Source organism: Microbulbifer sp. ABM4_008 (assembly GCF_056311705.1).
This window is the reverse complement of record NZ_CM149970.1, coordinates 843,577-863,968: the sequence shown is the minus strand read 5'-3', so window position 1 is coordinate 863,968 and position 20,392 is coordinate 843,577. Positions and strand designations below refer to the sequence as shown.

The 20,392-nt window shown below is 46.9% G+C and carries 15 protein-coding genes; 5 read left to right on the top strand and 10 right to left on the bottom strand.

Annotation, left to right across the window (positions count from 1 at the left end):
* Positions 1-467 precede the first annotated feature (467 nt).
* A complete protein-coding gene (locus ACYX4J_RS03720) occupies positions 468-2,126 on the top strand; it encodes an acyl-CoA dehydrogenase family protein (RefSeq protein WP_476177923.1) in 1,659 nt (552 codons plus the stop codon).
* 42 nt (positions 2,127-2,168) lie between these two features.
* Here the strand turns inward: ACYX4J_RS03720 and ACYX4J_RS03715 are convergent, their stop codons facing one another.
* From ACYX4J_RS03715 to ACYX4J_RS03685, 7 genes are all read right to left on the bottom strand, one after another.
* The gene (locus ACYX4J_RS03715; RefSeq protein ID WP_476177922.1) at positions 2,169-2,909 is read right to left on the bottom strand and encodes an SDR family NAD(P)-dependent oxidoreductase; all 741 of its coding nucleotides are present in this window, start codon (positions 2,907-2,909) and stop codon (positions 2,169-2,171) included.
* 31 nt (positions 2,910-2,940) lie between these two features.
* The gene (locus tag ACYX4J_RS03710; RefSeq protein ID WP_476177921.1) at positions 2,941-4,989 is read right to left on the bottom strand and encodes an aminotransferase class I/II-fold pyridoxal phosphate-dependent enzyme; all 2,049 of its coding nucleotides are present in this window, start codon (positions 4,987-4,989) and stop codon (positions 2,941-2,943) included.
* Positions 4,990-5,236: 247 nt separating this feature from the next.
* Positions 5,237-5,641 carry an NUDIX hydrolase gene (locus tag ACYX4J_RS03705; RefSeq protein ID WP_413663124.1) on the bottom strand — a complete coding sequence of 135 codons (405 nt, stop codon included), beginning with the start codon at positions 5,639-5,641 and terminating at the stop codon, positions 5,237-5,239.
* 80 nt (positions 5,642-5,721) lie between these two features.
* Positions 5,722-6,834: a phospholipase A gene (locus ACYX4J_RS03700; protein ID WP_413663125.1), complete on the bottom strand. Its 1,113-nt coding sequence runs from the start codon at positions 6,832-6,834 to the stop codon at positions 5,722-5,724.
* 236 nt (positions 6,835-7,070) lie between these two features.
* Positions 7,071-7,793, bottom strand: a complete 723-nt coding sequence (locus tag ACYX4J_RS03695; protein ID WP_413663126.1) for a hypothetical protein — start codon at positions 7,791-7,793, stop codon at positions 7,071-7,073.
* Between the two features lie 1,152 nt (positions 7,794-8,945).
* Positions 8,946-9,455: a GNAT family N-acetyltransferase gene (locus ACYX4J_RS03690; protein ID WP_475709510.1), complete on the bottom strand. Its 510-nt coding sequence runs from the start codon at positions 9,453-9,455 to the stop codon at positions 8,946-8,948.
* A 136-nt stretch (positions 9,456-9,591) separates the two neighbouring features.
* The gene (locus ACYX4J_RS03685) at positions 9,592-9,795 is read right to left on the bottom strand and encodes a hypothetical protein (RefSeq protein WP_444934032.1); all 204 of its coding nucleotides are present in this window, start codon (positions 9,793-9,795) and stop codon (positions 9,592-9,594) included.
* Positions 9,796-9,931: 136 nt separating this feature from the next.
* Between ACYX4J_RS03685 and can the strand changes: the two genes are divergently transcribed.
* From can to ACYX4J_RS03665, 4 genes are all read left to right on the top strand, one after another.
* Positions 9,932-10,588: a carbonate dehydratase gene (gene can, locus ACYX4J_RS03680; RefSeq protein ID WP_413663129.1), complete on the top strand. Its 657-nt coding sequence runs from the start codon at positions 9,932-9,934 to the stop codon at positions 10,586-10,588.
* A gap of 94 nt (positions 10,589-10,682) precedes the next feature.
* On the top strand, positions 10,683-12,299 hold the full coding sequence (locus ACYX4J_RS03675) for an FAD-dependent oxidoreductase (RefSeq protein WP_475709508.1): 1,617 nt from the start codon (positions 10,683-10,685) through the stop codon (positions 12,297-12,299).
* A gap of 103 nt (positions 12,300-12,402) precedes the next feature.
* Positions 12,403-12,915 (top strand): flavin reductase family protein, encoded by a 513-nt coding sequence (locus tag ACYX4J_RS03670; RefSeq protein WP_475709507.1) that lies wholly within the window; start codon positions 12,403-12,405, stop codon positions 12,913-12,915.
* 159 nt (positions 12,916-13,074) lie between these two features.
* A complete protein-coding gene (locus tag ACYX4J_RS03665) occupies positions 13,075-13,806 on the top strand; it encodes a glycerophosphodiester phosphodiesterase (protein WP_413663131.1) in 732 nt (243 codons plus the stop codon).
* Between the two features lie 126 nt (positions 13,807-13,932).
* On the opposite strand, the gene ACYX4J_RS03660 is transcribed toward ACYX4J_RS03665, so the two are convergent.
* The 3 genes from ACYX4J_RS03660 to ACYX4J_RS03650 form a co-directional block, all read right to left on the bottom strand.
* Positions 13,933-16,560, bottom strand: coding sequence for a TonB-dependent receptor plug domain-containing protein (locus tag ACYX4J_RS03660; RefSeq protein ID WP_476177920.1), 2,628 nt, complete (start codon positions 16,558-16,560; stop codon positions 13,933-13,935).
* Between the two features lie 357 nt (positions 16,561-16,917).
* A complete protein-coding gene (locus ACYX4J_RS03655) occupies positions 16,918-18,483 on the bottom strand; it encodes a M28 family peptidase (protein ID WP_476177919.1) in 1,566 nt (521 codons plus the stop codon).
* A gap of 472 nt (positions 18,484-18,955) precedes the next feature.
* A complete protein-coding gene (locus tag ACYX4J_RS03650) occupies positions 18,956-20,377 on the bottom strand; it encodes an amidase (RefSeq protein ID WP_476177918.1) in 1,422 nt (473 codons plus the stop codon).
* Positions 20,378-20,392: the final 15 nt, after the last annotated feature.

Genomic DNA, 20,392 nt, shown 5'->3' with positions numbered 1-20,392 from the left:
AAAAAGAAAAATCAACATGCTTTGGTATAGATTTTCTATCGGCAATAGAACTCTATAAATATCAATTTTTTTGTACTGGTCCACATTATTAATAAATTTATTTTGAATAATTTAAGGTGAAAAAAATTGCTACCAACAATAAGACGACAAACACAAGATGATTCGAGCCTCATCGGAGACAGACTGACAAAATGGTATTCGATAGCAATAAAATATAAATTTCACCTCATTACTTTTAAGCCATATTTGATCGAGTAAAATCACCTGAGAATTCATAGGATCAGGCCCTGCAAATAAAAACGGCAAAATCACGACTTAAAATTAAACAGCTTAAATAGTAATCAGGAAAAGCTTGTTTTATGCTCATATTCGGCTATGCCTGAATTATTCCCCCTAGGGGAATTGGCAAAACCGTACAAGTTAAATTACAGCATCAAATAGAAATCTACATCCTCCAGGGTGAAGTTATGAACAGTGAGATCCACACATCAGATTGCAAAACCAATTATCAGGTTGCCAACCAGCCCTGCCCGCTTTCTGGTCATAACCTCTATATTGCTGATCAGGCGTTAAAGGAAGCCGTACATATTAATGGGGCCCATTGGGCTGAAGATGACCTGGAGCGGTATGGGGAGGTGTGTGGCAGGCCAGAAATGATTGAGCGGGGCTATGCTGCCAATGAATTTAAACCTATCTTCGAAAGTCACGATCGTTCCGGCCACCGCATTGATTTGGTTCGATACCACCCCTCTTATCACCAGCTAATGCAGCTGGCACTTTCAGAAGGTTTACACAGCTCTCCCTGGACCGACCCACGGGCTGCTGCCCATGTGGCCAGAGCTGCAAAAAATTACTTGCACACTCAGCTTGAAGCCGGTCATGGGTGTCCTATCACTATGACCTTCGCCTCAGTACCCACTATCGAGCTAAACCCTGAAATCGCCACTGAATGGATACCCAAAATAACCAGCCGCACTTACGATGGAAGTAATCGCCCATATTTTGAGAAAAACTCATTGACGATCGGTATGGGCATGACCGAAAAACAAGGGGGCTCAGATGTCAGGGCAAATACCACCGCTGCAATTCCCCTCGCCGATGGAACCTATGAATTATTAGGGCACAAATGGTTTATGTCCGCCCCTATGTGCGATGCCTTTTTAATTCTTGCCCAGGCGCCCGGCGGCTTATCCTGCTTCTTGGTTCCAAGATGGAGGCCGGATGGATCGAAGAACCAGCTGGAGATTCAACGCCTGAAGACAAAGTGTGGCAATGTTTCCAATGCTTCTTCAGAAGTTGAAATACGCGGCGCATTGGGCTGGCTAATCGGTGCAGAAGGGCGTGGGGTCAGCGCCATCATCAAGATGGTAGCGATTACACGGTTTGATTGCATGATGGGCTCATCTGCAGGGCAGCGGCAAGCTGTTATCCAGGCAATATACAATGCTAGTGAGCGTAAAGCATTTGGCAAAAAGCTGATTGATCAACCACTGATGCAAAATGTGCTTGCCGACCTGCAATTGGAGGTGGAAGGCTCAATTGCCTTTACCATGCGCATAGCCAGAGCAATGGATCAAGAGGGCAACGAACACGAAAAGATGCTACTCAGACTCGGGGCCGCGGTGGGAAAATACTGGATATGCAAACGCAGTCCTCATCACGCCTATGAGGCTATGGAGTGCCTGGGAGGTAATGGAGCTATTGAAAATTTTATTACGGCACGGCTGTACCGAGATGCTCCGATAAATGCAATCTGGGAGGGCTCAGGGAATATTCAAGCGATGGACGTGTTACGTGCCATCACTAAAACCCCTGCAGTAATTAGCCACTGGTTTGATGAATTAAACATTAGTCGAGGCATAAACACACAATTTGATACGGCAGTCGACAAGTTAAGAAACGACCTTTCCGACCTAAATCAATTTGAATACCGTGCACGTCATATTATTGATCAAATGGCCCTGACCATGCAGGCGCACCTTCTGCTACAGGGGAGTAGCCCTTGTGTAACTGATGCCTTTATCAAATCAAGAATAGGGATTAACGGCACACACAATACTGGAAGCCTACCCACCGGGATTGACATCGCCACTATTCTGGAGCGGGGAAACCCTCTTATAACTTAAGATACGATAACAGCTACTATCGCGCCTATTTCACGCTGATCGCTACCAGGGTATAAGACTTCCATCCCATGATAGTAATTTTCCGGTATCTGACGATGCCAGTTGACTCAAGACATCTACAATACGATTCGCACTTAATTCAGGGGTGTAGAGTTTATCTGGGGGCAAATTAGACTGGAAAGGCTTGGATAGTGAAGTATCTGTCGTACCTGGATGAATCGCCACCACACAACTTTCCTCCAGTTTCCGCGCCCACTCAATAGACAGGTTCTTAACCAGCATATTTAATGCGGCCTTACTACACCGGTAGCTGTACCAGCCACCGAGCTGGTTATCCGTGATACTTCCCACCTTTGCCGAAAACGACGCCCACAACAAAGGGCGTCTGCGCTTCAAGAATCCATCCAGTGCGCGCGCTAAATGTAAATGGGAAAGTACGTTGACCTGAATCGACTGCAATAACCAGTGATCATCACATTGCGATAGAGACTTCTCCGGTCCATGGAACTCATCATGTAAAATGCCACAGCAGTTGATTATCCAACCTGGAGGCTCAGAGTGTTCGGCCAAAAAATTTTCAACAATATCGATGGACTCGGCTTGCTCTAAACAAACGGATAAATGGTGTCGCTCACCGACATGGCCAGGAATCATATCAACTGTGATTCGACTCAAGGTCAATAATGTAACTTGAGGATAGCGCCGAATAATTTCGGCGCCAATGGCCTGCGCTATGCCACCGGAAGCACCGGCTATCAACACAGATTGTGGACTTTTGAGCATACCGGCCTCCATGCCGGATTATGGAGTTTTACTATTTTCCTTTCTTTTTCTCTCCAGAAGACTGCACTTTCTCAGCTTTGCCCTTGGAGGCTTCCTTAACGACCCTTAGCATCGGCTCATCAGAGCGGAAAATAAGACCGTGAATTTCTGTCGTATTCTGCCCCTGAAGTAGCTGCTGTAAAAACTGTACTATTTGGGCTGAAATTTCCTGTCCCGGCACAAGGACCGGAATACCTGGCGGATAAGGAACAATTTCATCTGCACTGGTCCGGCCAACCAGGTTCTCAATAGCTTCTGTGCCGTTGTCCATCAGCGGCAATTCTTCTGCTTCCGAAAAATAAGCATCTGCCGGTAAACATGTAAAACGGGTAAATTCTGGCAAACGCCTCGGCGACCCGATATGAATACGCTTGTGAGTATTTCCTGCCAATTGCTTAAGAGCATGAATCAAGCGAAGTAATTTGCTCTCTGTACTACCGAGGGTTACAAGCACAGTAATGGTATTGTAGGTGGTCTTTTCCACCTGGATGCCATACTGATCAAACAATTTAATCTGCATTTCATTGCCAGAGTAACCACTCTTGGAAATATCAATAGTCACCTTGGTGGGATCAAGGCGAATGTTATCACTGGCAAGTGGGTCAGCAATCAAGTCATCACGTGTTAGCGCGCGGAACACACCTGTCTCATTAACGGCATTACGTAAAATTTCCACCATCTTTAGACATTGCTTCAAACGACCATACCCCTCCATCGCCATTTGTTTCCGCGCCACATCTAGGCTCGCAATCATTGCGTACTGAGGACTGGTAGAGGCGTGCATATTCAGGTTTTCGCGAAAACGGAATTCATCAAAGTCCGGGTCTTGCACGTGGATCATACTGGCCTGGGAAAAGGCCGACAGCATTTTGTGGGTGCTTTGGGTCACATAATCTGCCCCACACTCCAGTGCTGTAGGCCGCAACTCGGGATGGAAGAAACCATGGGCAAACCAGGCTTCATCCACCAGCACTTTCACTCCACGCTCATGGGCGTAGTCGATAATTGGCTTAAGGTCGTAACGTAATCCATCATAGGTGCAGGAGGTAATTACCAATAGGCGCGCATCACTGTGCTCATCCAGGGCAGCTTCAATATCCGAACGCTTTACCGGCCCGTAAATTCCAAATTCTGGATGCAGTACAGACTTCAGGTAAACCGGCTCACAGCGATTCATCACAATCGCATGGTGAACTGATTTGTGACACGCTTGGTCAACGATAATTTTTCCGCCACCACCAAGAATTTGCTGAATAACCACTTTATTCGCGGTAGAGGTGCCGTTGGTCAGGAAAAAGGTATGGCGAGCTCCAAAAGCCTGAGCCGCTAGATCCTGCGCCTCCTGAATAACCGAGTGGGGCTCGAGTAAACTATCTAAAACTTGAACAGATACAGACAAGTCTGTATTGAAGATATGTTCACCCATAAAGCGATAAAAATCCCCCACCCAGGGACTATTGCGCAGACTGTCACCACCAGAATGGCCGGGTGTATGCCACGCATCCCGAGCTGAGAATACGTATTCTTTCAGAGTGTCGGCAAAAGGAGTCGAAGCTCTTCGAGCAATAAACGCCTGCACCAAGCGGAACATATGGTTGAAATTGCCCTCACGGCGGTCGAACAACTCATCGAAGCGGCGACGCAAATTTGACAGGGATTTTGAACTGGATTTGCCCGGCTTGGAAGTTGTTCCAGCAAAACCACTGTGGGCTACGAGGAAGATGTTAAGCTGGGAACGCAAAGCGTGAATTCGGTCAGCGAGTTCATCTGCAGCATCCAGCCTCTGCCCATCACTGCCACCATCGACAATGACCGCTTGCAGGGAATCCTCTTCTTTTGCCAACCTCTCAGCATCTGCGGGCATTACGGCTTCAAAATGAAGACCAAAAGGATTGTCGTGTACTGCTGCCGTATTATTGAGAGCGGTAATCCACTCATTGGCCAATTTGCTATCAGAACTGACCAGAGCGACCCGACACTCTAATTCAAGGCTATTTTCGTTTAGGTTGCCCAACTCAGGCATCTTCAATTCCAAACCCATAATTCTTATCCATCAGCATAGCTTGTAGGTGAGTACAACTTGCTGTATCAATTATTCAACTATTTGATTTTATTAACTTTTATAAGGCCCCCGCGAGTTGCGGTGGCTCTGGAATTCCAGGGCAATAAACACCAGGGGGCAAATACTAATGTAGGAGGGAGGGGAATTCTGCGACTACATTACATTTGGCGATTTTCGCCAAATGTACCCAGGCATACCAGATCTATTGCCAAGGAAGATAATAAAGTTAGAACTTTGCGCTACGCACAATACCATTAAACGTGAGGCAATCCTCGACCCTGTGACGCTGTACCTGGGATAATTGGTGAAGCGGAAAGTAAGCCCATTGGGAATGTTCATCAGAGAGAATATAGTCACCCTCTTTAATGAAATGGGCTCGAAAAATAAAAACATGTGAATTGAATGCGTTGTGGTAGTAGATGCCACTTAGATACTCTATTCGAACTTCTCGTCCAAGTTCCTCATGGCACTCCCGCACCAATGCCTCATGGGCAGTTTCACCCGGGTCTAATGCTCCGCCAGGCAAGCCCCAGCTACGCTCAGCATAAGTCGCTTTCAGCTGCAGTACTTCTCCACCAGTATTCGTGATTACCGCATGGGCACTCAAGCGGTAACTATCATCAAAGGCCATGAACAAACCCTGATAACAAGTCAGGTTAAGAAGGGAAAAACGAGAGCCTATTCATTGCGAGTACGCCCTCGTCGTTAAGGTTAAAACCCCTGGGCTAATACAAATCCAAATCCTAAAGTTTGCACTGATTCATCATAATCAAGGAGGCTCTCTCCGTAACCATTGAAATAGCGGATATATCCATCAACGCGTTTCCCGAGAGGGAAGCCCCAGGTCAGCTCCACTGCACCACGATTATCTGAGCGCAAATTGTTACGTAACATCAGTGAAACCGTGTGATCTCCATCGCGGTATCGCCCACCTAGTTCAAAATGCCCCAGGTAGTGCTCAATATCCGGATTATCATCATCATCCTTATCTTCAGGAACCCTGTACCAGGGCTTTAGGCTGATTGAATAATTATCCCGCTCAAAAATGAAATTCGCATATATTCTATTCCAGCTACGGGAATAGGGTTCACTACGCCCATTTGACTGGTGGTTAATCGCTACCTGGTTAGCTACATTATTCCAACCAAATAGACTCCAGTCATTGAGCCAACTCAGAATCAATTCCGGCTCGTGGTTTGTTTCACGGAAGGGAGCGGAGTCATCGGAGTTGTACGCCTGCCAAAAGCTGCGATTTGTATAGGCGACACTCAGTACAGAAGCCTGCCCCAAAAAACCCCGCCAAATAGGCACCTGCACAGAAAGCTGGAATTGAACTTCGACGTTATCCAACTCTTCTGCCTCAGCTAGGCCTTCAATGTCTGCCAGCCCTCCCTCTTCCGGGGCTGGATTGTAGACCATTGGCAGCACGTAGTTAGTTTTATGGGAAGCTAAAGTAAAAGGGTTATTGGCAGCATCCCTGATAGCCTGAGCCCTCCCCCCTAACAATACTTCATCTGTCGGAAGGTCTTCCTCATACTCGTCGACAATAAAGTCCGCTATCACCGGATCCTCTTCAAGAGTCAGTTCAGCTCTGACTCTTTCAGCGCAGATACGTCGAATTTCCCTTATCGTGACATCGGCATCCGAAACAAGAATTTGCTCGTTCAAGCAGCGCTTATGGTGGGTCTGCAGGTTTTCTCCCGCATCCATAGAAAAAGTTGATTCTGGCGCCTCTTCAGCTAAAGCTGTTGGCAACTGTGCAACTAACCCAACAGAAGAAAGTAATGTGAGCCCGGCAAAAACCCTTCTTCGATAGTAGGACAAAACGCTTTCCCCCAGTCATTTATTGCAATCGTGATGCAAGCTTACACTGGAGAGGATTACAAGTCCCACTACATAATTTTGCGATTATCGTGACAAGACAGCCAATCAGGCTAGATAAGCTCTAATTTCAGCTTAGATAGAACAGAAAACTAAATAGTGACAGGTATAGAAACAGGAATCTCCATTTGAGCCTATTTGTGTGACCAATAGTGGTTATAAAGTTTCCTCAAGCTGGGCTAAAGTAGTCCTTTTAAGCTCGACGACCACTCCAAGTCCCTCAGCCGAACCTGCCACAGGCGACCAGTACTAGATGGCCAATCGTACCCCACTAACAGGCTCCGACTATCAACATAGCAATGGGCATCTCTTTCAGCTTCATCACCCTGGTAAATGTAAGCAATAATATCGGAACCCAGTTCCTGAGCCTTCTGGCTCGAAACATCCCCCGCCATTGATCTTGCCGTGCGATGGCTCACCCTAGGAGAGAGCAACTTACCCCGCTGAGATGGATCGACGATATCAGGGGATACAACTTCCAGGCCATTTTCATGTTGTACCAACCTCGACAAGACAGGCCCCATAAAAACCCGCATCAGTGGAAACAATAGCCGCTCTTCCCCTTCGATGTTGAGTTGCTGAGGGCCATTGGGGCCTGTCCAGCTGGCTTGAATATCATCACCTATCGCAGGACTCTTTCCCTCTTCTGGAATTAACTTGTAGTGGGCGCTCACCTCATCAACTTCATCTCGCCAATGCACAACACACTCACTCACTAGCCCCCCTTCCAAAAGAGCAAATACTTCGATACCAAACCCCTGGTCCCCGACTAAGCGCCGACTGACAAGCGAGCGTCGCCCCTGCTCATCATTCCCTAACTGCCAACTATCTTGCACAGGCATTTCCCTGCCATCACAACTATAGTGATAGCGACCCTGAGCCAAAGTTGAATTTAAACGCATCGCAGGTTCCCTCCTTGCTCGCTGTACATCAGACCGGCGGTCCAGTACCCAAAAAGTATTGCACATGGAGGGAGGCTAACCTCGTTTTTTACGCCTCCTTTAGCCAAACACTATGGAGACAGTGACCAACACAAGGATTTAAAAATAGGGGAAAACTATGAAACAGCTGAAATACCTCCAAAGTGAATGACTTAACCTGAAGTAGTTGAAGAATTTTCCAGCCGGATGCACCAATAGAGTGAACGTTTTATATAAAGCACTACTGAGGTTCATTTAAGGTATCCAGAAATTAGGCTCGCCAAAATTCCAGGTAACTCCTGACCTAGAACCAACTATCAATCATTGGAAAACCTATATCTACAAAAGTACTTACAGCCTCTTCTTTTATTCTCATTCACCCAAAAGAAACTTAAGCTATTTAAGCGGAATAACGTCAAGCTGGCGCAATAAACATCAAATAACTTTTCCCACATCACATAAGCACAAAATTCCAGCTAGCAGCACAGGATTTCCGGGGGAATGATCCAAATATATTTGGTAGCCTTTAATTCTTGAGCATGACCAAAGAGAAAACTCTCGAATTTTATCATTATCCATATCACTCATCGAAACCAGTAACTTGCTGGTACAGCAAAGTGAATGGCTTTCATGGCGAGTAAAATTAGACGCAACAGCATGTCAGAAATTTGTTTGAATAGAGGATCGCTAATTCAACTACTAATTCTCTTAGAAGAGCTACGGAGACAATATCTTTAGGTATCCATGATGTTGCTGGAATACAACCATTAGATCCCTATAAATATCGCTTTCTCCTACCAGCTTTCACGTACTAGCGTCACCGAAGTCAAGAAATATGATATTGGTATTTAGGACTCTTAAAACACCCAAAACCCCAAGAAACACCCCCTTACAAAAAGCTTCTGCGTATCTACTGCTACCACCGTTTGTATGGACATTATTTTTAATATTATCAATCAGTAAAGTCTCAGGGCTACAGACCTAATCTATGGAACTAATAATTGGGGTACATCGCACTTCAGCAGCTACCAATAAAATATCTAACAGTATTGGTCAGCCGTAGCTTTCAGATCACAGCCACGGCTTATCGGAAGATAGCCCCATACAATGACTACAAATTTGAAAAGGTGAATATTAAAGATATCGCTGCCAAAATTCGGCCTGACCGAACTCCTCATCCATGGCGTACGGTTTAAACCCAGTCTTACGGTAAGCAGCCTGCGCAGTGTAATTTTTTTGTAGAACTTCCAAGGTTAACTTACAACAACCTCTGTCTTTTGCTTCTTTCTCAAGAAAACCCAGCATAGCCGTACAAACGCCCAAACCTCGTGCAGATTCACTAACAACAACATCGTGAATATTAATAAGAGGTTTACATAAAAAAGTGGAAAAACCAGTAAAGCAATTAATAAGACCAACAGCTCTACCATCTCGATATGCTAAAATACTAAAAGCTCCAGGAAATTCATTTAGTGCCGACACCAACCCTGTTCGACAATGATCAGAAAGAGCTTCACCACCACCAAATGGATGAAGTGCATACTCTTCCATTAAAGCAATTATGCTTTTTGCATCATGCAAGTCATCATAATTCGCCAAACTAATTTTTAAATCAATATCTACATTACAACCTGACAACACCATATGATTCTCTTTTTACTTTTCCATTAGCTCAACTGCTTTATTGAATGTAATTTATTAACCACTTATACAGCCAACTTATCCACCTCACTTATAGATCTCTGATGCAGCGTGGACAACAGAGGGTACAATATCGGATTTACTCCGTAACTTCAGCACCCTTCTTTTCCAGTACCGCCTCGATATTGGCTTTTTCATCCACTGGAAAATGCTGTAAATAGCTACGCAAACGCGTCCGTCTTGCAAGCAATTGACGCACTCTCAAGCGATGCCGCCCCACTGAATTCGAGTGCCTGGAAACCCTCTGCCGCCTTCTGGGAATGGCGCTTTTCTTTCTTCCCATGATCTTAGATTCCTTTTTAGACCAGGTTTTAGGCAATAGTCATCTTTTTAGATTAGACCAGATACACTTGGCGCGCACGAACAAAGTCGCTATCCTGCTGACTAATTGTCCAAACGGTCACATCAGGATAGATTCATTGCACCCGCTTAATCATTTAATAGAGAACAACCAACATTGGTCAGAGGCAACTCGCGAAGATAAGCCTGACTTTTTCCTTAAACTGTCTGAGCAGCAGAGCCCTGAATACCTCTGGATTGGCTGCGCTGATAGTCGCGTTCCCGCGAATGAAATTGTCGGCCTATTACCCGGGGAGCTTTTTGTCCACAGAAATGTTGCCAATGTAGTAGTCCACTCAGACCTGAACTGCCTTTCAGTACTGCAGTACGCTGTAGAAATCCTAAAAGTAAAACATATTATTGTCTGTGGTCATTACGGCTGCGGCGGTGTCCAGGCTGCACTTAATAACGAGCAACTTGGCCTGATCGATAACTGGCTGAGACACATTCAGGATGTCAGGGATAAGCATCACACCTTGATAGATCTTTTCCAGCAACAGCAACGCACAGACTTACTGTGCGAACTCAATGTTCTGGAACAGGTAATACACGTTTGCCAGACCACCATTGTCCGCGATGCCTGGCGTAGGGGCCAGGAACTGACCGTCAATGGGTGGGTATATGGACTCAAGGATGGCCTGGTGCACGATTTGGGTATTTCAATCAAGCACCCGGGGGAAATTGCTGATATTTATCAAAGTGCTCTCAGTAAAATCGCCCAGCGCAGCACGGAATAATACCGCCCAACCACAACTCCTTTCGTTTTTACCGCTATAAATGGGAAAGCCCCGGTATTTATTTATCGGGCTCGACCCTGCTTGGTGGAGAAACATGTCGGCATACAGAAAGTGGCAGTGCCAGAACTGCGGCTGGATATACGATGAGTCCAAAGGTTGGCCCGAGGATGGAATTCTTCCCGGTACTCGCTGGGAAGATATACCTGGAGACTGGTACTGCCCGGAGTGTGGTGCAGCCAAACAAGATTTCTCCATGCTGGAGATTGGCGCCGATACCACTCAAGCCAGCTTAGCTAGCAATGATGGCTTCCGGATCTGGGAGTGTATGGTATGTGGCTGGACATACAATGAGGCCGAGGGATGTCCACAAGATGGCATTGCTCCTGGTACTCGGTGGGAGGATATTCCCGACGAATGGAATTGCCCTCAATGCGGCGTTAGTAAACAAGAATTTGATATGGTTCTTGTAGGCCAAGCCCCCATCGCCCCGTCCCCTTCAGCCAACCAAAAAACAACCACTACAACCTCAGCACTTTTAGTTATTATTGGCACAGGGCTGGCCGGGTATAATCTGGCGCGAGAGTTTCGCAAGCTTACCCCCCAGTCTCCTCTCCTGTTAATCACTGCCGATGATGGAGCTTTTTACTCCAAGCCTTTGCTGTCAGCCTCTTTCTCTCACGGCAAGACTGCACAGCAACTCAGCACTTCCAGTGCCGAAGATATGGCTAGCGAACTCAATGCACAAATTCTGGTTCACACGCGGGTAATACATATAGATCGCCAAAACAAAACTCTGACGATTCAGCAGGATGGTGCAGAGCATGTATCCAAGATTCCCTATGGAAAGCTAGTTCTGGCAACCGGGGCCAAGTGCCGCAAACTTCCCCACTATGAGGGGGATGCCCAATCACATATCTTTCGCATAAATAATCTCAGAGACTACCACCGTTTTCGCACTGCCGTGGTGGGGCGCAAGCGCATACTACTCCTGGGCGCTGGTTTGATTGGCTGTGAATTTGCCAACGATCTGGTACAGACCGGCTTCGCAGTGGATCTGGTTGACATGGAGCAATGGCCACTGGCGACACTGCTGCCGGAAGTCGCCGGGCGCGATCTGCAGACGGCCCTGGAAGACTATGGCGTTCGCTTCCATGGGGGCTCATCATTAAAGGGTATCGAGAAATTGAGCACCGGTTTCCGGGCCCAGCTGAGTAGTGGAGAGCAAATAGAGGCGGATGTTGTTCTCGCCGCACTCGGACTTGAGGCTAACACCGGCTTAGCCTCCATGGCCGGTATAGCCGTGCAAAGAGGTATTGCTGTAGATCGATATCTGCAAACAAGCGATCCCGATATCTACGCCCTGGGGGATTGCGCAGAAATAGACGGCCATCAGCTACTCTTTGTCGCCCCCCTAATCAGCTGTGCGAAGAGTCTGGCACAAACTTTGTCAGGAAATCTGACTCCCGTTTGCTTTGGCGTTATTCCTGTGGCCGTAAAGACAACCCTGCACCCAACTACCGTTTGCCCGCCAAGCCCTGACTCCAAGGGGACTTGGCAAATCAACATAGAAGATTCAGGGGTTTGCGCCGAATTTCGCGACGAAAAGGGCAATCTACTCGGTTTTGCCCTTACCGGTGGTGCGATCGCCCTCCGGGAACGGCTCAGCCAAGAGTGCCAGCCAATTATGAACGAACAGTCAAAAAATAACTGATAATCGTACTTATTTTAATAGCTATTCGAGGTAAAGCGCGCAAACCGTTAACTTTTGCCTTAAAATGGCGGCCCTTCAAAGTTTTGGTACAAGTAGCCTTAGTATGACGACAGAGAAAAGCCGTACGATTTCCCCGTCACCCGAGCAAAGCCGGCTACTGCGGGACACCCTCGGCCACTTTGCTACCGGTGTAACTGTCATTACCACTCAGGATACCAATGACCAACCTGCCGGCATGACGGCTAACAGCTTTAATTCCGTTTCCCTGGACCCCGCCCTGGTTCTATGGAGTATCGATAAGCAGTCCATGGGCTATAAAGCATTTACCACCCGGGAGCACTTTGCCGTGCATATCCTGCGAGCAGACCAACAACATGTCTCAAACCTATTTGCTGGTCGAGGGGCAGACAAGTTTGGACAGGTCAACTGGTATGAAGGCCCCAATGGTATACCCCGCCTAGAGGAGTGTGCAGCCTATTTCCATTGCCGCCGCGCGCAGTGCATTGATGGTGGAGATCACACAATATTGCTTGGAGAGGTGCTGGAATTTGCCGCTTTTGGTGGTGAACCCCTGGTCTTTCATCAAGGCTGTTATCGTGCATTGGCTGGAGAGTAGCAGCTCACTTTTTGGAGCCTAATCACTACCCAAAGGCTATAAAAATAATTTTTTAATGCCAATTAACCAGTATTTGGCAGAAACTTTGGTGTTGCATTAGTGACCTCGTAATAATTTAAGGGCAGTCTGAAGCAAACCATGAAAATGGACTGATAAGCCATGACTTCAACTACGCTCTTCTGTTTCGCCCACCGGGGCTATCAACAGCGAGCCAGTGAAAACACTCTCCAAGCAATCGGGCATGCGTTGGAACTCAACGTCGGGGGTATCGAAATTGATGTGTGGAATATTGGTGGGCAGCTTCTCGTCAAGCATGACCGGCGACTCGGACGCCTAATCGCGGGCTCTGAACTCATCACTGAAATGCATCCCGATGCCCTGAAAGAGAGACCTCTCCCTTGCGGGAATAAGGTCCCTACATTAAGGGAAGTCCTGGAACTTGTGGGAAATAGTGCCCAACTCAATATCGAGCTGAAAGGGCCTAACTGTGCAGCCCTTTTCGCGGATGAAATCCACACCTTTACGCAGGATACTGGTGCAAGCTACGAGCAATACATCGTCTCCTCTTTTGATCACCGCCAGTTGTACCAGTGCCTGCAATTAGCTCCTGAGGTTCGGCGGGGAGTTCTGGTTTCCGGTGTTCCCCTCGATCTTGCAGCCTGCTCTGCTCCATTAAAGGCCTATTCATTACATACGAACGTAGATTTTATAAATGCAGATTTAATAGCCGATGCAAAACAGCGCGGGCTTAAGAACTACGTATTTACCGTCAACGACCCCAACGATTTGATACTGTTGGCAGCTCAAGGTATTGATGGGGTTTTCACTGATGAACCTCAAATCGTATCCGATTTTAATGCCCGTGTTGAATTCACAAAAACTGGCACTTAGACTTTGGAGAAGATCCCCTTCACCAATTAAGAGAACAGACAGTAACCCGGGACAATTACCGGGCTACTGCTGTGAGTTAAAGCAGGAAAAGACTCGAGGCTAAATAGTCTCCCCTATTTATACAGCTTAAAACTCTGCGCTAGCACGTAAATACCAATAACCACCATTAAAGCCAAATGGTGATGTGAGGGCATGACGTACCCCGAGATATCGCAACGTGGGCTCCTGCTCATCATCAGGCATTACGTCAAAGATATTCTCGCCCCCCAACGACAATTTATAATTTTCATACAGCGTAAACGTCGCTTCGATATCAACGAGAATTTCACTGCCATAACTATAGGTATCACTGGCATCCCCAGCACCAAACAACCCGCCTGTTGATTCCCAACTGCCATAGCGATTAAAACGCAGGTACCCTGCAAATAAATCACCCGTATCGAGGTCAAAAGTTAAAGTCGTTCGATCACTGGGAACTTGGTTTTCCAGGTCAAATACCCGTGAGGCATTGATGGTATTTGGCGTAACACTGGTAACTTCCTGGCGATTGTGATTGTGGCGTAAATCCACCACCAATAAACTTTCAAAAATCTCGAAATCACTGGTAACTGCCAGATCTATACCAGACACTTCCGAGTCATAAGCATTGACGAAATAGTTTGCATTGCTGCCGTTGAGTAGTGCTGCATTTTCTATACCGGCATTTTGCAACAGAATCACTTCGTCATCTCCGATGGCATTGTTGCGCAGAGCCAGGCGATCCTCGATGTCGATGTTGTAGTAATCTATTGTCACACTGGTATTGTCCAGTGGGGCAAAAACCGCACCCAAGGTGAAACTGGTGGATTCCTCCGGCTCCAGCTCAACGGCTCCGAGCGCTGACGCTACCGGATGAGCCACAGGATAGGTTCCATTGGGTATCAGGTTGCCACTGGAGTCTGTCGTAGTAGTAACATTTAAGGTGTTCACCTGTCCGGGTGTTGGCGCCCTGAAACCAGTATTTACCGTCGCTCGAAATGCCAGTTGTTCATTCACATCATACCGTGCTGACAATTTCCAATCCGATGTCGAGCCAAACTCATCATATTCCTCTAACCGTAAAGCCGCTCCCAAAGTCAGAGCCTCAGTCACATCGGCTTCAAGGTCAATATAAGCCGCAATACTCTCGCTACTGAAACTGCCCAGCGCTTCAATCGGGAAACCCTGAAAACCATCTGAACCCACACCAAAGTACGCAGCAGTTGGGCCTACCGCAGTGGACGCTGCATCCCCCCTACCAATTGAGTAAGTCTCTTCACGCCACTCAGCGCCGAATGCAAGGTTCAATGGCGAAGCAAAAGCCATGACATCAATGGGGTAGACAAAATCCGCATTGAGGCTGGACTCTTCCTGCGTGAGGGTTCCCGGCTTGAAGGAAGTAGGAGACAAAATACCCAAACTTGGATTGATTGAATTTTTCAGGACATAGTCCACTTCATTTTCAGCCAAACGTCCGCGTAGATCCCAGGAGAGACCATTGGCAAGCTCTCCACGCGCCCCGAATACAGCAGCGATATCATAAATATCTGCACCAAATTCAGGGTTGTAACCGCCGGGGAACTGAGTATAAATTGGGTTTCGCAACACGTACCCACTGTCGCTGGAAGTATCTGCTACCAGGTAATCCGAGGGGTTTAGGCCCTGCGCCAAAATAGAATCCACTAAAGACTGGGGAGCTGGGTCGGGCATGTAATCGATACTATTCGGATCAAGGGGGTCATTGGGGCTGTCTACTTGCAGGGTACCTCTCGCAGTAAACTGGTGTTCTGGGTCGAGCACCGGTCCACGATAGAAAAAGTCAGAAATTGTTTCATTTTGTGAATAACCGAAGTTTCCATAGAGCTCTACCGAATCAGAGATATCCAGGCCGCTGTTAATAAAAAACTTCAGGGACTCAACATCGGGATCACCCCATCTCTGACCCAAGCCATCCAGTGGTACTAAATTATTTCCCACAACTGATCCTACCTGTTGCGCATCTGGCCGCGCTTCGCTGCGCCAGGTTTTATCTGCGCGGGAGAATTCAACGGTGCCATTAATAAATCCTGCATTACCCAGCGCAAATCCCGTATTTGCGGCAATACTCATCCGGGTTCCATCCCCTTCAAAATACTCCCCTGTCTGAGCTGATAAGCTAAATCCCTCTGCATCATCCTTCAGGATAATGTTAACGACACCAGCAATCGCATCGGAGCCATATTGTGCTGAAGCGCCATCACGCAAAACCTCAACTCGCTCTATAGCCATAGAGGGTAGCGCCGAAAAGTCGACGGCTTGGGCACCCTGGTTAACTGTGCCCAGGGGGGCAAGCTGCAAGTTAACCAGCGCAGAGCGATGGCGGCGAGTTCCATTGACCAGTACCAAAGTTTGATCTGGGGATAAATTACGTAAAGTCACCGGGCGGATAAAAGCGGTGCCATCAGCAATTGGAAATCTCTGCGTATTAAATGAAGGGGCAATTTTTGCCAGGGACTCAGTAAGATCAAAGCTCGCTTGATCCGCAATGTCCTCTCCGCCAACCACATCTACCGGAGAAAGAGTCTCGGTGGGAGATACACCCTCTTTGCGTGTACCTGTGGTTATCACTTCCTCCATTGCCCGATCAGCAGTATTAGAGGCGCCCTCTTCCTTTTCCTCAGCAATCGCATACCCACCAGAATTAAAAATCGCAACTGCCACCGCCAATGACAAAGGTCTCAACAAGTAACGCTTCATATTCACCACCCTCTCTTCTCATTATTAACATCAAACAGAACATCACCGGATAACTCATCAAAGCAATGCACATCAAATTAGATCCGTGCAGGGGTTAAACAAAAAAAGCGGCATACTGACGTTCCGTTAAATTGCATCCATGCCAGAAATTAGTGCACGCCTGGGGTAGATCTTTTACGCGATTAAATGTCAACTTCCAACAAATCAAAAAATTAATGTCGCGATATTTATTTTAAAAGGAGGGGGTACACGTTTAGCAAATACCAAAAACTGCCAAACGTGACTTTTAGAAAGGCTGAAGCAAAAGTGACAGCAATGAATTCACTTAAAAAAATAAATAGGTGAAATCAGCACCGTCTATTGAGGTGTATAAGTAACGTCAACTTCATAATCCGATCCAAGGCGACTGTAACCCCGCACCATAAAATAGGCTTCACTCTCACCACTTGGCACGGTTAAGGAACAGTTCTCAGAGCTATCTCCCTCATAGGGACGACAATCGTAATAGCGCCAAGTAGGTGCCGCACCAAAACGGACATATAGATCGGCATCATTAGTACCGGTCATATCCGCGATAAAATCTGTACCGGGCGTTACACTGAGAGGTCCATAGTGATCCTCCGAACCTCGACCCACATCACCACTAAAGGTTTCTGTTTGTTCCTCACCGGGGTCTGGATCGGGATCGGGGTCCGGATCGGGGTCTGGGCCCGGATCATCCCCTATATAACCCTTGGCCAATTCAGCGACATAGGCAGCAGCAAGCTTTCCAAACTTCACCGCATGACTGGCATCTCCACCACTATTAGCGAGGGTATCACTTGAAGTGTGGATATAAGGGTTTGAGCCATTAAAAGTCGCCTCAAAAGGAAAGGAAACCGGATACCCCTGGTTATACCAAGATGCGTGATCAGAACACGCATAACCACAATAAGTTGTTCCAACAGTGAGGCCGCTCAGGTAGGTCTGGGCCAGATCCTCAAGAAAGCTATTCTGGGCACTATTGGTGTAATCTCCAATAATATAGATATCACTATTTGAGCCATAGTAATTAGTCATATCCAACTGCAAGGCACCTATCACATTTTTATTCTGTGATTTGTAATCGCTGGCAATATCATCTGACCCCCGCAGCCCCACTTCCTCAGCAGCATACCCCATAAAAGCCAGCGTTTTATCCGGCTTATAGTCTGTAGCGACAATTGCATTAATGACATCAGTCAATGTTGCTATGCCAGACGCATCATCGTCAGCCCCCGGCGCTCTCGTACCTTCACCAGTGCCAAAACCGACCGTAGAATCCAGGTGCGCCCCCAGCACGATAATTTCATCCGGGTCAGTTTGCCCCTGAATCGTCAAAATTACAGAGGGTTGCGCCCAACTATGGCTATAAAGTTCGACAGAAGCATCACTTCGTGAACTCGTTAATGCCTGCCACTCATCCCTGATCCACTCAGCACCATCCACGCCGGTTGAGGTGGTGTAATAGCGATTAGTAAAATTCGACAAACTTTGAATAGTCGACCGTATATTAGACTCTGAGATCTCTGCTTGCAGGGCGTTAACCACATCTGCATTATCAATAGAGTAAGCGATCACGTTATTCACTGTTGTCGTCAGCGATGAAATCTGGGCAGCTTCTGCTTCCTCCAATGAGTCATGTACCATAAAGCCGCCACAACGGTTATGGTTGATATGCATCAGAGTCGATATTTCGGAAAGATTCTTTTCATTAACTTTTAGAATAGTGACTCCGTTACGTTCCTCACCTTGAATCGAGAGTGGTTGCTTGGCAACCAGGCTACTGTTTTGCTTTAAGGTTTTATAACCATCACTACCTATAGTTATCCACAGCTCTTCTGCCATAACAGCACCGGGGAGTGCAAGAACCCCAACTAAAGACCTACTAATAATTTTTTTCATTATCTTCTCCACATTAAGTTAGCCCCCTGCGAATCCCTGATATTTCAAAAACACAGGCAGGCAATAAACACACATGCAAGAAGCCTGCACAAACAGCAGTTTTGAATCTCAATAATATTCAAATAATACAAAAATCAATGAGGATGGAACTACAGGCCATACCTATAAACAATCGCGGACAATCCAGAAATATTTTTATTATTCGAATTTCGAAAAGCGCAGAGAGAACAAACAAAACCGGATTGACCAATCCGGCAAGGAAAAGCTAGCACATTCAAATAAATACTAAAACAATTTGGCATCTTTCAGCGTAAGAGCCGCAATAAACTTTAAGTGGATCACAAATACACAAAAAACATAGAATATAAAAACACTATTAATAGCAAATAGAACTAGGAATAATTTCTGAACTAAAGGGTTTTTCAGCCCTTTATTTTAATTAGATCTACAAGAAGAATTTTAAGATTGCAACTCACACAGAATCTACCCAACCAGGAAGCCTCCTTTTTAATCCCTGCTGGTTTTGTAAAGCAGCGGCTGCACATAAAACGGTCTCATCAGCATATTTTCTGCCTACTATTTGCAGACCTACTGGCAGACCATTCCCTGAAAAACCGCAATTGATTGATATTGCCGGATGGCCTGATAAATTGAAGGGGTAGGTATAAGGTGTCCAGGAATACCATAGAGAGCCTGGATTATTATCCGGCACATTGGCCCCAGCACTAAATGCGGTAATGGGTAAAGTTGGGGTCACTAAAAGATCATATTTCAGAAAAAATTCCTGTAATCGCTCGACAAAGTTATCTCGCCACTTCAGCGCGTCGAGATAATCAGGTAAGGATAATTTGTCCGCTTGTTCTGCGACCTCCAACAATTGGGGATCCGCCAGTTGACGCCTGGTACTATCCATCGCCCTAAAGATGCTCGCTATCCCCGCGCAAAATAGACAGCCAAAAGATGCACTAGCATCATCAATACCTGGGTCAACCTCTACAACTTCAGCACCCAATTCCTGGAAGTGCATTACACTAGCAGAAACGTTGCTCACCACCATGGGATCAGGTTCTACGTAACCAAGACTGGGGCTGTAAGCAATACGCAACTTTCCTGTTCTTTCAATCAACCTTCCCTCTGTAGCTGCAAGGAAATCAATGTTCCGACGTGGTATTGCGCGGATATCCCGATGATCCGGTTCACTGATTACATTCATCATCAGTGCACAGTCTTCCACCGTCGATGCTAAGGGCCCCACATGCACTAGGGAGGAGAAGGTACCTAATGGCCAATGGGGAACCTGCCCAAAACTCGGTTTGAACCCAACTGTGCCGCAAAAGCTGGCAGGAATCCGGATAGATCCACCACCATCAGCCCCCACAGCCAGAGGGCTCAATCCCAGTGATACTGCAACAGCAGCCCCGCCACTCGAACCACCCGATGTCTTATCCCTATCCCAGGGGTTTCTCGTAATACCGTCTATGGCATTATCCGTCACCGCCTTCCAACCAAACTCCGGTGTTGTGGTTTTCCCTATTGGCGTGTACCCGTTGCGCTGTAATGCCGCAATGCAAGGGGCCGCACATCCCAGCGTCGTCTCTGGATCAATTATTTGGGAGCCGAAAACCGTTGGCCACATCGGTGTGTAGAAAACATCCTTTATTGCCACTGGCACCCCATCAAGTAACCCCCTCGCATTACCAGACATATAGCGGTGTTCAGCTTCCCGCGCATAGGAGAGGCTTGTCTCCCTGTCAATCAAACAAAAAGCCTTAACATGCCTATTAAGTCGCTCAATTTGATTGAGTAACTCCTCGGTAACCTCAACCGGTGAGAAAGACTTCTTCCTGTATCCATGCAACAGCTCAAGAGCTGTCATCCCAACGAAATCGCCCATCGAGTAAGCCTTCCA

What these genes read in the sequence shown, in the direction of transcription:
- ACYX4J_RS03720 (WP_476177923.1), top strand. Translation starts at nt 468, where the DNA reads ATGAACAGTGAGATCCACACATCAGATTGCAAAACCAATTATCAGGTT.
- ACYX4J_RS03715 (WP_476177922.1), bottom strand. Translation starts at nt 2,909, where the DNA reads ATGCTCAAAAGTCCACAATCTGTGTTGATAGCCGGTGCTTCCGGTGGC.
- ACYX4J_RS03710 (WP_476177921.1), bottom strand. Translation starts at nt 4,989, where the DNA reads ATGGGTTTGGAATTGAAGATGCCTGAGTTGGGCAACCTAAACGAAAAT.
- ACYX4J_RS03705 (WP_413663124.1), bottom strand. Translation starts at nt 5,641, where the DNA reads ATGGCCTTTGATGATAGTTACCGCTTGAGTGCCCATGCGGTAATCACG.
- ACYX4J_RS03695 (WP_413663126.1), bottom strand. Translation starts at nt 7,793, where the DNA reads ATGCGTTTAAATTCAACTTTGGCTCAGGGTCGCTATCACTATAGTTGT.
- ACYX4J_RS03690 (WP_475709510.1), bottom strand. Translation starts at nt 9,455, where the DNA reads ATGGTGTTGTCAGGTTGTAATGTAGATATTGATTTAAAAATTAGTTTG.
- ACYX4J_RS03685 (WP_444934032.1), bottom strand. Translation starts at nt 9,795, where the DNA reads ATGGGAAGAAAGAAAAGCGCCATTCCCAGAAGGCGGCAGAGGGTTTCC.
- ACYX4J_RS03675 (WP_475709508.1), top strand. Translation starts at nt 10,683, where the DNA reads ATGTCGGCATACAGAAAGTGGCAGTGCCAGAACTGCGGCTGGATATAC.
- ACYX4J_RS03670 (WP_475709507.1), top strand. Translation starts at nt 12,403, where the DNA reads ATGACGACAGAGAAAAGCCGTACGATTTCCCCGTCACCCGAGCAAAGC.
- ACYX4J_RS03665 (WP_413663131.1), top strand. Translation starts at nt 13,075, where the DNA reads ATGACTTCAACTACGCTCTTCTGTTTCGCCCACCGGGGCTATCAACAG.
- ACYX4J_RS03660 (WP_476177920.1), bottom strand. Translation starts at nt 16,560, where the DNA reads ATGAAGCGTTACTTGTTGAGACCTTTGTCATTGGCGGTGGCAGTTGCG.
- ACYX4J_RS03655 (WP_476177919.1), bottom strand. Translation starts at nt 18,483, where the DNA reads ATGAAAAAAATTATTAGTAGGTCTTTAGTTGGGGTTCTTGCACTCCCC.
- ACYX4J_RS03650 (WP_476177918.1), bottom strand. Translation starts at nt 20,377, where the DNA reads ATGGGCGATTTCGTTGGGATGACAGCTCTTGAGCTGTTGCATGGATAC.